Origin of the sequence: Pseudomonas sp. Q11, assembly GCF_024494355.1 — a bacterium.
In the GTDB taxonomy this organism is placed as follows: domain Bacteria; phylum Pseudomonadota; class Gammaproteobacteria; order Pseudomonadales; family Pseudomonadaceae; genus Aquipseudomonas; species Aquipseudomonas hefeiensis.
In genome coordinates this window covers 214670-227737 of the sequence record NZ_JAKNQY010000004.1, presented here as the reverse complement: position 1 = coordinate 227737, position 13068 = coordinate 214670, and the positions used below count along the sequence as shown (strand labels likewise).

At 62.4% G+C, this 13068-nt stretch carries 12 protein-coding genes; 5 read left to right on the top strand and 7 right to left on the bottom strand.

Annotated elements, in window-relative coordinates; translation table 11 throughout:
* Positions 1-355: 355 nt before the first annotated feature.
* From MA884_RS06790 to def, 5 genes are all read right to left on the bottom strand, one after another.
* Positions 356-667, bottom strand: a complete 312-nt coding sequence (locus MA884_RS06790) for a tetratricopeptide repeat protein (protein ID WP_256229667.1) — start codon at positions 665-667, stop codon at positions 356-358.
* Between the two features lie 179 nt (positions 668-846).
* Positions 847-2220, bottom strand: a complete 1374-nt coding sequence (gene trkA / locus MA884_RS06785) for a Trk system potassium transporter TrkA (RefSeq protein WP_047229820.1) — start codon at positions 2218-2220, stop codon at positions 847-849.
* A 24-nt stretch (positions 2221-2244) separates the two neighbouring features.
* A complete protein-coding gene (gene rsmB, locus MA884_RS06780) occupies positions 2245-3555 on the bottom strand; it encodes a 16S rRNA (cytosine(967)-C(5))-methyltransferase RsmB (protein WP_256229666.1) in 1311 nt (436 codons plus the stop codon).
* Positions 3552-4511 carry a methionyl-tRNA formyltransferase gene (fmt, locus tag MA884_RS06775; RefSeq protein WP_256229665.1) on the bottom strand — a complete coding sequence of 320 codons (960 nt, stop codon included), beginning with the start codon at positions 4509-4511 and terminating at the stop codon, positions 3552-3554. Before fmt ends, rsmB begins: the two co-directional genes overlap by 4 nt.
* 69 nt (positions 4512-4580) lie before the next feature.
* On the bottom strand, positions 4581-5087 hold the full coding sequence (gene def, locus MA884_RS06770) for a peptide deformylase (protein ID WP_214916336.1): 507 nt from the start codon (positions 5085-5087) through the stop codon (positions 4581-4583).
* Between the two features lie 160 nt (positions 5088-5247).
* Here def and MA884_RS06765 point away from each other — a divergent pair, with 160 nt between their 5' ends.
* From MA884_RS06765 to MA884_RS06755, 3 genes are all read left to right on the top strand, one after another.
* Positions 5248-6273 (top strand): LysM peptidoglycan-binding domain-containing protein, encoded by a 1026-nt coding sequence (locus MA884_RS06765; RefSeq protein ID WP_256229664.1) that lies wholly within the window; start codon positions 5248-5250, stop codon positions 6271-6273.
* Between the two features lie 80 nt (positions 6274-6353).
* A complete protein-coding gene (dprA, locus tag MA884_RS06760; protein ID WP_256229663.1) occupies positions 6354-7448 on the top strand; it encodes a DNA-processing protein DprA in 1095 nt (364 codons plus the stop codon).
* Positions 7449-7508: 60 nt separating this feature from the next.
* Positions 7509-8066: an L-threonylcarbamoyladenylate synthase gene (locus MA884_RS06755; protein WP_256229662.1), complete on the top strand. Its 558-nt coding sequence runs from the start codon at positions 7509-7511 to the stop codon at positions 8064-8066.
* 369 nt (positions 8067-8435) lie between these two features.
* Here MA884_RS06755 and MA884_RS06750 read toward each other — a convergent pair whose 3' ends face one another.
* The gene (locus MA884_RS06750; RefSeq protein WP_256229661.1) at positions 8436-9413 is read right to left on the bottom strand and encodes an NADPH:quinone reductase; all 978 of its coding nucleotides are present in this window, start codon (positions 9411-9413) and stop codon (positions 8436-8438) included.
* A gap of 163 nt (positions 9414-9576) precedes the next feature.
* Here MA884_RS06750 and hemF point away from each other — a divergent pair, with 163 nt between their 5' ends.
* On the top strand, positions 9577-10491 hold the full coding sequence (hemF, locus tag MA884_RS06745; RefSeq protein WP_256229660.1) for an oxygen-dependent coproporphyrinogen oxidase: 915 nt from the start codon (positions 9577-9579) through the stop codon (positions 10489-10491).
* Between the two features lie 13 nt (positions 10492-10504).
* Positions 10505-11326, top strand: coding sequence for a shikimate dehydrogenase (gene aroE, locus MA884_RS06740; RefSeq protein ID WP_256229659.1), 822 nt, complete (start codon positions 10505-10507; stop codon positions 11324-11326).
* A gap of 128 nt (positions 11327-11454) precedes the next feature.
* Here aroE and MA884_RS06735 read toward each other — a convergent pair whose 3' ends face one another.
* Positions 11455-13023, bottom strand: coding sequence for a SulP family inorganic anion transporter (locus MA884_RS06735; RefSeq protein WP_256229658.1), 1569 nt, complete (start codon positions 13021-13023; stop codon positions 11455-11457).
* Between the last annotated feature and the right edge of the window lie 45 nt (positions 13024-13068).

The following is a 13068-nucleotide window of genomic DNA, read 5'->3' as shown; positions in this document are numbered from 1 at the left end:
GCGGACTCCTGAGAGTCCGCTTTGGGAGCGCCCCGCGCACTGATTTGCAGCTTGTCCAAGGTAAATTACGGACATGTACGTCTCCAGTCAGGTCTTGATGATCAATGTCGATCAGTTGAACCGCAAACCTGTAGGAGCAAAGCTTGCTCGCGATTGGGCCAGGTCAGTCGACAACGGGTTTGGCTGGTCTACCGCTATCGCGAGCAAGCTTTGCTCCCACAGGTTTTGCGCTGTCTGAGCTTTTAGCGGATCGGCAGTGGATTGGGGGTAGGCTTTGTTGTGAGTGCTGCGCGCTGGAGCCAGCCCGGTCAAGCGGGAGCAAGCTCCCTCGCCACAAAAGCGGTTTTGTGTGAATTCAGGGGTGGCGATCCAGTTTCTTGAGGAACACGGTCATTTCTTTTTCGGCTTGTTTGTCGCCGTGGGCGCGGGCGGCTTCCAGGCCTTGTTCCCAGGCTTGGCGGGCTGCCGGTAGATCGCCTTGGCCTTGATGAGCCTTGCCCAATAGTTTCCAGGCTGCTGAATACTTGGGGTCGAATTCGACGCAGCGCTGAAGGTGTTCGGCGGCGCGGGCGAATTCGCCGAGGTCCAGGTAGCCCTTGCCCAGGCCGAAGCGCAGCAGGGAGTTATCCACACCCTTGGCGAGCATTTTTTCCAGGGATTCGAGCATGGGGGTGGGTCCTTTGGGGGTGGGTCAGTGATTGATCTGTTGAATGTTAGATGGCTATCGCGAGCAGGCTCGCTCCCACAGTGGATCTCAATCGATCACAATTTTTGTGAACGTCAGCGAACCCTTGTGGGAGCGAGCCTGCTCGCGATGAGGCCATGACTGCCACCGCAAATTCTGGATCAGAAGAAACTCAACCCCACATGGAACAGCTTCTCCACATCGCGAATGTGCTTTTTGTCCACCAGGAACAGGATCACATGGTCGCCGGTCTGGATCATGGTGTCGTCATGGGCGATGAGCACTTGTTCGTCGCGGATGATCGCGCCGATGGTGGTGCCTGGCGGCAGGCCGAGGTCGCGGATGGCCTTGCCGATGACTTTGCTGGACTTGGCATCGCCATGGGCAATCGCCTCGATGGCTTCGGCCGCGCCACGGCGCAGGGAGTGCACGCTGACGATGTCGCCACGCCGCACGTGGGCCAGCAAGGTGCCGATGGTTGCCAGTTGCGGGCTGATGGCGATGTCGATCTCGCCACCCTGGATCAGGTCGACGTAGGCCGGGTTGTTGATGATGGTCATCACCTTCTTCGCCCCCAGGCGCTTGGCCAGCAGCGACGACATGATGTTGGCTTCGTCGTCGTTGGTCAGGGCCAGGAAGATGTCGGCGTCGGCGATATTTTCTTCCAGCAGCAAGTCACGGTCCGAGGCGCTGCCCTGCAGCACCACGGTGCTATCGAGGTTATCCGAGAGGTAACGGCAGCGCGCCGGGTTCATCTCGATGATCTTGACCTGATAGCGGCTTTCGATGGCTTCGGCCAGACGCTCGCCAATCTGCCCGCCGCCGGCAATCACGATGCGCTTGTTGTTTTCGTCGAGACGGCGCATTTCGCTCATCACCGCACGAATATTGGCCTTGGCGGCGATGAAAAATACCTCGTCGTCCGCTTCGATCACCGTATCGCCCTGGGGCAGGATCGGCCGGTCACGGCGGAAAATCGCCGCGACCCGCGTCTCCACATTCGGCATGTGCTCGCGCAGCTGGCGCAGTTGCTGGCCCACCAGCGGTCCGCCGTAGTAGGCCTTGACCGCGACCAATTGCGCCTTGCCTTCGGCAAAGTCGATCACCTGCAAGGCGCCCGGGTGTTCGATCAGGCGCTTGATGTAGTTGGTCACCACTTGCTCGGGGCTGATCAGTACATCCACCGGGATCGCTTCGTTGTCGAACAGGTCGGCGCGGGTCAGGTAGGCCGCCTCGCGCACCCGGGCGATCTTGGTCGGGGTGTGGAACAGCGTGTGAGCGACCTGGCAGGCCACCATGTTGGTTTCATCGCTGTTGGTAACAGCCACCAGCATATCGGCATCATCGGCACCGGCCTGACGCAGCACCGTAGGCAATGAGCCACGGCCCTGTACGGTACGGATGTCGAGGCGGTCACCGAGATCGCGCAGGCGGTCACCGTCGGTGTCGACCACGGTGATGTCGTTGGCTTCACTGGCCAGATGTTCAGCCAGCGAACCGCCGACCTGCCCTGCGCCGAGGATGATGATTTTCATCCGGTCACTCCTATCGAATCGGTTTTAACCGCGTGCGGCGGCGATCTTGATCAGTTTGGCGTAGTAGAACCCGTCGTGGCCGCCCTCTTGGGCCAGCAACTGCCGGCCATGGGGCTGCTTCACCCCGGCCGGGCTGGCAATGTCCAGCTCCCGGGCACCGGGGGTACGGGCGAGGAAGGCTTCGATCACTTCGGTGTTCTCGGTCGGTAACGTCGAACAGGTGGCATATAGCAGCATGCCGCCGACTTCCAGGGTTATCCACAACGCATCGAGCAATTGCCCCTGCAACACCGCCAATGCGGCGATATCGTCCGGCTGGCGGGTGAGCTTGATGTCGGGATGACGGCGGATCACGCCGGTGGCCGAACACGGAGCGTCCAGCAGGATGCGCTGGAATGGCTTGCCGTCCCACCAACTGGCGGTGTCGCGGCCATCGGCGGCGATCAGTTCGGCGTCCAGGCCAAGACGTTCGAGGTTTTCCTTCACGCGCACCAGGCGCTTGGCTTCCAGGTCCACCGCCACCACGCCGGCCAGCTTCGGCTCGGCCTCAAGGATGTGGCAGGTCTTGCCACCCGGTGCGCAACAGGCATCCAGCACGCGTTGACCGGGCGCCAGCTCCAGCAGGTCGGCAGCCAACTGCGCGGCTTCGTCCTGGACGCTGATCCAGCCGTCGGCAAAGCCCGGCAGCGCGCGTACATCGCCGGGGGTTTCCAGCACGATGCCGTCGCGGCTGTACTGGCACGGGATGGCCGGGATGCCCGCCTCGCCCAGTAACGCCAGGTAGGCATCGCGGGTATGGTGGCGACGGTTGACCCGCAGGATCATTGGCGGATGGGCATTGTTGGCCGCGCAGATGGCCTCCCACTGCTCGGGCCAGAAGGCCTTCAGGGATTTTTGCAGCCAGCGCGGGTGGGCGGTGCGCACCACCGGGTCGTGTTCCAGCTCAGCCAACAGGGCTTCGCTTTCCCGTTGGGCGCGGCGCAGCACGGCATTGAGCAAGGCCTTGGCCCACGGCTTTTTCAGTTTATCGGCGCAGCCTACGGTTTCACCGATGGCGGCGTGGGCAGGCACGCGGGTGTAGAGCAATTGATAGAGCCCCACCAGCAGCAGCGCTTCGACGTCGGCATCGGCGGCCTTGAACGGTTTCTGCAGCAGCTTGGCCGCCAGGGCCGACAGCCGCGGCTGCCAGCGGGCGGTGCCGAACGCCAGGTCCTGGGTGAAACCGCGATCACGATCTTCAACCTTGTCCAGTTGGGTCGGCAGGGAACTGTTGAGTGAGGCTTTTCCGCTCAGGACCGCGGCAAGTGCCTTGGCGGCGGCCAGACGCGGGTTCATGAAGCGTCCGCCGCTTGGCCCAGCAGCGTGCCGACGGCAAATTTCTCACGACGGCTGTTGTACAAATCGCTGAAGTTCAGCGCCTTGCCACCGGGTAATTGCAGACGTGTCAGACACAGCGCCTGCTCGCCACAGGCGACAACGAGGCCGTCCTTGCTGGCACCGAGGATTTCACCCGGCGCGCCCTGCCCCTCGGTGCAGTTGGCCGCCAGCACTTTCAGGGCCTCGCCGTTCAAGGTGCTGTGGCAGATCGGCCACGGGTTGAAGGCTCGCACCAGGCGTTCCAGTTCGATGGCCGGGCGGCTCCAGTCGATGCGCGCTTCGTCCTTGTTCAGTTTGTGCGCGTAGGTGGCGAGGCTGTCATCCTGCACGTCGCCTGCCAGCGTGCCAGCGGCCAGGCCGGCAATGGCCTGGACCACGGCGGGCGGGCCGATCAGTGCGAGGCGGTCGTGAAGGCTGCCGCCGGTGTCTTCGGCGCTGATGGGCGTGCTGACCTTGAGCAGCATCGGCCCGGTGTCCAGGCCGGCTTCCATGCGCATCACCGTGACGCCGCTCTCGGCATCACCGGCTTGCACGGCGCGCTGGATCGGCGCCGCACCGCGCCAGCGTGGCAGCAGCGAGGCATGGCTGTTGATGCAACCCAGGCGCGGGATATCCAGCACCACTTGGGGCAGGATCAGGCCGTAGGCGACCACCACCATCAAGTCGGGCTTGAGCGCGGCCAATTCGGCCTGGGCCTGAGCGTCGCGCAAAGTAGGCGGTTGCAATACCTGCAGGCCGTTCCCCAGGGCCAGTTGCTTGACCGGGCTGGGCATCAGTTTTTGCCCGCGACCGGCCGGCCGATCCGGCTGGGTGTAGACCGCGATGATTTCATGGGGGCTGGCCAGCAGGGCCTTGAGGTGTTCGGCGGCGAACTCGGGAGTGCCGGCAAAGACGATGCGCAGTGGCTCAGTCATGGGAAGCTCTCATTTACAAAGCAGTCGCAAAAGAAAAAGGCTTGCCGCGGCAAGCCTTTGAAGGGGGCGTCAAGCATTCTGGCGATGGAGTTTTTCCAGTTTTTTCTTGATCCGGTCACGCTTGAGGGTAGACAGGTAATCCACGAACAGCTTGCCGTTGAGGTGGTCGCATTCATGCTGGATGCACACCGCCAGCAACCCTTCGGCGATCAGTTCGTAAGGCTGGCCATCCCGGTCCAAGGCCTTGATCCTGACCTTCTGCGGGCGGTCGACGTTTTCGTAGAAGCCCGGCACCGAGAGACAGCCTTCCTGGTACTGCTCCATCTCGTCGGTCAGGGTTTCGAACTCGGGGTTGATGAACACCCGGGGCTCGCTGCGGTCTTCGGAAAGGTCCATCACGACGATACGCTTGTGCACGTTGACCTGGGTCGCGGCGAGGCCGATGCCTGGCGCCTCATACATTGTTTCAAACATGTCATCGACCAACTGACGCACTTCGTCGTCCACTACGGCCACCGGTTTGGCGATAGTGCGCAGGCGCGGGTCTGGAAATTCGAGAATGTTCAAAATGGCCATAAGCTTGATAAATGCACGTGTGAGGTAAAGTCGGGTGGCAGGCCTGGCGTGTCTTGGGATGCAGGCTACCGTTGTAAAACGTTGCTCCTCACATCTTACGGAGCGAGCCACGGGGGCTCTGGCGTTTTACGCGAACGCACATAATAAAGGGATTCACCGCATGAGGAAATCACTACTCGCCCTGCTGCTTCTGGCCTCGGCCGGTATCGCGCACGGGCAAGTGCAACTTCGGGAAGGTTTTCCCCAGCAATACACAGTGATGACGGGGGACACGCTGTGGGACATCTCCGGCAAATACTTGCGTGAACCGTGGAAATGGCCCGAACTCTGGCAAGCCAACCCACAGATCGAAAACCCCAACCTGATTTATCCCGGCGACACCCTGTTGCTGGTCTACGTCAACGGCCAACCGCGGCTGACCCTCAATCGCGGCGCTTCGCGGGGCACCATCAAGCTGTCGCCGCGCATTCGCAGCTCGCCGGTGGCCGACGCGATCCCGAGCATTCCGCTGCAGGCCATCAACAGCTTTTTGCTGAGCAACCGCATCGTCGACACCGCCGAGGATTTCAACAAGGCGCCCTACATCGTTGCCGGCAATGCCGAACGGGTTCTCAGCGGCACGGGAGACCGGATCTTTGCCCGCGGCCCATTCGACGCGAACCAGTCGGCGTACGGCATCTTTCGACAGGGCAAGGTCTACACCGATCCTGAAACCAAGGAATTCCTGGGCATCAACGCCGACGACATCGGCAGCGGTGAAGTCGTGGCTAGCGAAGGCGACGTCACGACCCTGGCCCTGCAACGCACGACCCAGGAGGTGCGCCTGGGCGATCGCCTGTTCAGTGGCGAGGAACGCTCGATCAACTCGACGTTCATGCCCAGCGCGCCGAAATCGGACATCAACGGGCTGATCCTCGATGTACCCCGAGGCGTCACCCAGATCGGCGCCCTGGATGTGGTCACCCTGAACAAGGGAAGCCGCGACGGGCTGGCCGAAGGCAATGTGCTGGCGGTGATGAAGACCGGCGAGACCGTGCGCGACCGCATCACCGGCGAGCAGGTAAAAATCCCGGATGAACGTGCTGGCCTGCTGATGGTTTTTCGTACCTACGACAAGCTCAGCTATGGCTTGGTGCTCTACGCCTCGCGCTCGCTGGCGGTACTCGACAAAGTGCGCAATCCATAACGTGTCTCACAAGTTACCAACAGAGTTATCCACAGCTTGTTCCCGTTTCGGCGGGGCTTAATAACGATCAAGGATGATCCATGTCATTGCCTGAATCTGCTTCGGTTTCCCCGGCGGAACTGGAGGCCCGTCTGCGCCTGCACCGCTTGCCGGAACTGGGCCCCAAACGTTTCATGACCCTGATGGAGGCCTTTGGCTCAGCCTCCAAAGCCATCAGCGCACCGGCCAGCGCCTGGCGAGCGCTGAGGTTGCCCGCGGCGTGTGCCGAGGCTCGGCGCAACCCGGATGTGCGTGACGGTGCCGCCCATGCATTGGCCTGGCTGGAGCGTTCGGCCCAGCATTTACTGATGTGGGACCAGCCTGACTACCCCGCGCTGCTGGCGCAGATCAGCGACGCGCCACCGCTGCTGTTCGTCGCCGGCGACGCGACCATTCTGGAAAAACCACAGCTGGCAATGGTCGGCAGCCGCCGGGCATCGCGACCGGGCATGGACACGGCCGCGGCGTTTTCCCGAAGCCTGGCCGGTGCCGGTTTTGTCATCACCAGCGGCTTGGCCCTGGGCATCGACGCGGCAGCCCATCAAGCGGCACTGGATGTGGGCGGGCAGACAATTGGCGTGCTGGGCACCGGGCTGGAAAATTTTTATCCACAGCGCAATCGTCGGCTGGCGGACGCGATGATCGCCCAAGGCAGCGCGGTGCTGTCGGAGTTCCCGCTGGACGCGCCACCCCACGCCAGCAACTTTCCTCGCCGCAACCGGATCATCAGCGGTCTGTCCCTCGGCGTGCTGGTGGTGGAGGCCAGTATCGCCAGCGGTTCACTGATCACCGCACGCTTGGCGGCCGAACAAGGCCGCGAGGTGTACGCCATTCCGGGGTCGATCCATCACCCCGGCGCCAAGGGCTGTCACCAGTTGATCCGCGACGGTGCGGCGCTGGTGGAAACCGTCGAGCACATCCTTGAGGCATTGCGGGGTTGGCAACAGTTGCCGCTGTCCATGGAACCGGTGCCGGTCACCCATCCACTGTTGCGCTTGCTCCATGCCGCGCCGCTTACCAGCGAAGCGCTGGCCGACGCCAGTGGCTGGGGCTTGCCCAAAGTACTGGCGGCGCTGACTGAACTGGAAATGGAGGGACGGGCGGTCTGTGACAGCGGACGCTGGTTTGCACGCTAGGTTTTATGGGGAAGATCGGTAAACTGCGCACAGCCTTATTTGCGTTGTGGAGAGTCTTTCATGGTCAACAGTTGGCGTGTGCAACAAGCCGCGCGAGAAATTCGCGCCGGGGCGGTGATTGCCTATCCAACCGAAGCGGTCTGGGGCCTGGGCTGCGACCCGTGGAACGAAGACGCGGTGGAGCGCCTGCTGGCAATTAAGTCGCGACTGCCCGACAAGGGTTTGATCCTGGTGGCTGACAATATCCACCAGTTCGACTTTCTGTTCGAAGATTTCCCTGAAACCTGGATGGACCGCATGGCCAGCACGTGGCCGGGGCCCAATACCTGGTTGGTGCCGCACCAGAACCTGCTGCCGGAATGGATCACCGGGGTACACGACACCGTCGCGCTGCGAGTCAGCGATCACCCCACCGTGCGGGACTTGTGCTCGTTGGTGGGGCCGTTGGTGTCCACTTCGGCCAACCCTCAGGGCCGCCCGGCGGCGCGCACGCGGATTCGCGTCGAGCAGTATTTCCGTGGGCAGATCGACCTGGTGCTGGGCGGCAACCTGGGAGGACGCAAGAACCCCAGCGTGATTCGCGACCTGGCGACCGGCAACGTCGTGCGGCCGGACTGATACCGCGTCATCGTTCATCGCGGGCAAGCCTTGCTCCCACAGCTGGAGTAGGGCTTGCTCTCCCGGGTGGAGTGGAGCTTGCTCCCACAGGTGGAAGTAGAGCTTGCTCTCACAGCTGGGAGTAGGGCTTGCTCTCCCGGGTGGAGTAGAGCTTGCTCCCACAGGTGGGAGTAGAGCTTGCTCTCACAGCTGGGAAGGGCTTGCTCTCACAGCTGGGAATAGGGCCTGCTCTCACAGGTGGGAGTAGAGCTTGCTCTCACAGCTGGGAAGGGCTTGCTCTCACAGCTGGGAATAGGGCCTGCTCTCACAGGTTTTACTCTGTGGGAGCAAGGCTTGCCCGCGATGAGGCCATCAGCAACACCCTGTCATTCAGGGCAAAAGAATGGTCGACCCGGTTGTACGCCGCGCCGACAACTCGGCCTGGGCCTTGGCCGCTTCGGCCAGTGGATAGCGCTGATTGATATCCACCGTGAGTTTGCCGCTGCTGATCATGCCGAACAGCTCATCGGCCATGCGCTGCAGGTTCTCGGCGTTATTGGCGTACGTCGCCAGGGTCGGGCGGGTGACGTACAGCGAGCCTTTGGCCGCGAGTATCCCCAGGTTCACGCCGTCCACCGCACCGGAAGCATTGCCGAAACTCACCAGCAGGCCACGGGGCGCTACGCAGTCCAGGGAGGTCAACCAGGTGTCCTTGCCGACACCGTCATAGACCACCGGGACTTTCTTGCCGTCGGTCAGTGCCAGCACCCGCTGTACGACGTTTTCCTTGCTGTAGTCGATGGTTTCCCAAGCACCGTGGGATTTGGCGATTGCGGCTTTTTCCGCTGAGCTGACGGTGCCGATCAACCTCACGCCCAGGGCCTTGGCCCACTGGCAGGCCAAAGAACCCACGCCACCGGCGGCGGCATGGAACAGGATGGTTTCCCCCCCTTTTAGCTCATAAGTCTGACGCAACAGGTATTGCACGGTCAGGCCCTTGAGCATTACGCCAGCCGCCTGTTCAAAACTGATGGATTCGGGCAAATGCACCAGGTTGGCCTCGGGCAACACATGCACATCGCTGTAGGCCCCCAGCGGACCGCTACCATAGGCTACCCGGTCACCGACCTTGAACCGCGTGACGTCTGAGCCGACTGCCTCGACCACCCCCGCCCCCTCGGCCCCCAAGCCCGACGGCAGGGCCGGTGGCGGGTAAAGGCCGCTGCGGTAATAGGTATCGATGAAGTTCAGGCCGATCGCCTTGTTGCTGACCCGCACCTGCTGCGGGCCCGGCTCGGCAGGCTGGTAGCCCACGTACTCGAGCACTTCGGGGCCGCCATGGGAACTGAACTGAATACGTTTGGCCATCTTCACTTTCTCCTTGCCGTGGACTTTTTACCAAGCCTGCTATCGGACTCCTAAGCTTGACCTTCGTCAACTGTGGCGTAGGCAAGTGCGGTGGTATCCTGTGCGCCCATTTGCCACCGGCCCGCTGCAAGCCGCGTAGCGCAGCCCTGATCAAGGTGATGTCATGACCACTCGCACCGAGGCCGTGAAAGCCTACCTGCTCGACCTGCAAGACCGCATCTGTGCGGCCCTGGAAACCGAAGACGGCGGCACTCGTTTCGTCGAAGATGCCTGGACCCGACCCGCCGGTGGTGGCGGTCGCACGCGAGTAATTGAAAACGGGACGCTGATCGAAAAGGGCGGCGTCAACTTTTCCCACGTCTTCGGCAGCGGCCTCCCACCCTCGGCCAGCGCCCATCGGCCGGAACTGGCCGGGCGCGGCTTCGAAGCCTTGGGCGTGTCATTGGTCATCCATCCCCACAACCCTCATGTTCCGACGTCCCACGCCAATGTGCGTTTTTTCATCGCCGAAAAAGACGGCGAAGAACCGGTCTGGTGGTTCGGCGGTGGCTTCGACCTGACGCCTTACTACGGCGTGGCCGAAGACTGCGTGCATTGGCACCGCGTTGCCGAGCAGGCCTGCGCCCCGTTCGGCCCTGACGTGTATTCGCGCTACAAGGCCTGGTGTGACAGCTATTTCCATATCAAGCATCGCAACGAGCCCCGAGGCATCGGCGGCCTGTTTTTCGATGACCTGAACGAATGGGACTTCGACACCAGCTTCGCCTTCATCCGTGCCATCGGCGATGCCTACATCGAGGCTTACCTGCCTATCGTGCGCCGCCGCAAGCAGGACCCGTTCACAGCCAAACAAAGGGAATTCCAGGAGTTTCGCCGCGGACGCTACGTGGAGTTCAACCTGGTCTACGACCGCGGCACCCTGTTCGGGCTGCAATCGGGCGGGCGTACCGAATCGATCCTGATGTCCCTGCCGCCGCAAGTGCGCTGGGGCTATGACTGGAAAGCCGAACCGGGCAGCGAAGAGGCGCGGCTGACCGAGTACTTCCTGCAGGATCGCGATTGGCTGGCGACGGCCTGACGGGGGAATTTCCATGGACCGCTACGTTGTAATGGGTAACCCGATCGGCCACAGCAAATCGCCGCTGATCCACCGTCTCTTCGCCGAGCAGACCGGGCAAGTGCTGGACTACAGCACGCTGCTGGCGCCCTTGGACGATTTCGCCGGTTGCGCACGGGAATTCTTCCGCGAAGGTCGTGGGGCGAATGTCACCGTGCCGTTCAAGGAAGATGCCTTCCGCTTGGCCGACAGCCTGACCAAGCGGGCCCAGCGGGCCGGGGCGGTGAACACGCTGAGCAAGCTGGCTGACGGCCGCCTGCTGGGTGACAACACCGATGGCGCCGGGCTGGTACGGGACCTGACCGTCAACGCAGGTTTAAACCTCAAGGGCAAACGCATCCTGTTGCTGGGAGCCGGCGGCGCCGTGCGCGGCGCCTTGGAGCCGCTGCTGGCCGAAGCGCCAGCCTCGGTGATCATCGCCAACCGCACGGTGGAAAAGGCCGAATTGCTGGCCGAGTTGTTCGCGGACCTGGGCCCGGTCTCGGCCAGCGGTTTCGACTGGCTGCAAGAGCCGGTGGACCTGATTATCAACGCCACATCGGCGAGCCTGTCCGGCGATGTACCGCCGATTGCCACAAGTTTGATCGAACCCGGCATGACGTTCTGCTACGACATGATGTATGGCAAGGAGCCTACCTCGTTCTGTCGCTGGGCCAGCGAACAGGGCGCGCCGGTGGCGATGGACGGCTTGGGCATGCTGGCCGAACAGGCGGGCGAAGCGTTCTACCTGTGGCGCGGGGTACGCCCGGACACCGCGCCGGTGCTGGCCGAATTGCGGCGCCAACTGGCACTTTAAACCGCTGTGGGAGCAAAGCTTGCTCGCGATGAATGCGGCGCGGTCTCTGGAAAAACCGAGGTGCCTGCATCGCGAGCAAGCTTTGCTCCCACATAGCCCCTCGCCACAGGGTGTGTCTACCTTAAGCCCTAGTCTTCGAAATGGATCGGACAGTGCTCCGGCCCTTCCAGCTTCTTCAACTCTTCCACCACATGGGGCCTGGCCCTGCGCAACGTCAGGCTGCGCCCTTGGGTACGCAAGCGCCGCGCTTCCTGGTGCAGCATTTCCACGCCGGAATAATCGATGAAGTTAATCTGCTGCGCATCGATCACCACCCGTTGTGCCTGCAACCGTTGCAGGCGCACTTGCAGGTAATGGCTGGCACCAAAAAAAATCGAACCACCGACCCGCAGGATGTCAGCTTCCCCCTCACAGGAATGTTGTACCCGCGGTTGTGAGGTGCGCTTGAGGTAGAAGAACAGCGACGCCAGCACACCGGCATAGATAGCGGTTTGCAGCTCCAGCAGCAGCGTGGCCAGGCAAGTGAGGCTCATCACCACGAATTCGGCGCGGCTCACGCGAAACAACGCCCGGACGCCGCGATAATCCACCAGCCCCCAGGCGATCAACAGGATGCTGCCGGCCATGGCCGGTATCGGAATGTGCGAAATCAGCTTGGCACCGGTTACCGCAAACAAGGCCACCCACAGTGCCGAGAAAACCCCGGCCAGGGGCGAGCAGGCGCCGGCTTCATAACTGAGGCCGGAACGGGTAAAGGAACCCGCTGACAAGGATCCGGAAAAGAATCCCCCCACAATATTGGAAAGCCCCTGCGCCCTGACCTCCTGGTTCGCATCCAGTAGCTGCCCGGAGCGTACTGACAACGAGCGGGCAATGGACAGGCTGGTCACCAACCCGAGCATGCCCACCGCGACGGCACCGGGCAGCAGGCGCAGGATCAGATCCAGGTCCAGCGGCAGCGCAGAGAAAGGCGGCAAGCGCCCGGCAAAGGCGCTGACCAACGCGACATGCCCGAACATCCCAGGCCATAACCAGACCACCAGACTGCTGATGACTAAAGTTATCAACAGGCTCGGCCAGCGCGGCAGCAGCCGTTTGAGCACGACGCCCAGCACCAGCGTGCCCAAACCGAGAAACAGAGAAGGCTTATCCACAGCCTCGATATGGCTGGCCAACATCAGCAGCCCCTTCAACGCCGTGGCTTCGTTGGGCAGATCAAGACCCAGCAGGTTGGGCAACTGCCCCAGGGCGATCACCACCGCTGCGCCCAGGGTGAAACCCAACACCACCGAGTGTGAGACGAAATTCACCAGCGCGCCGAAACGCAGCAGCCCCAGCAGCCATTGGAAAACCCCCGCCAGCACCGTCAGCAACAAGATCAAGGTGACGTAGTCCTGGCTGGCCGGCATGGCCAGTGGACTGACGCTGGCATACAGGACAATGGAAATCGCCGCCGTAGGACCGCAGATCAGGTGCCACGATGACCCCCACAAGCAGGCAATCAGCACCGGCACAATCGCCGCATACAAGCCGTATTCCGGCGGTAGTCCGGCAATCAGGGCGTAGGCAATCGACTGCGGCAACGCGAGAATCGCACCGCTCAGACCGACGATCAGGTCACGGCCGACACTGGCGCGGGTCTGCCGGGGCAGCCAGCTCAGGAAAGGAAAGAGTGAATGGCGGGTGGGCAATGCCATGGGGCCTCAAGGATGGGGTTTGGCGCAAGAGTATCAGGACAAGGC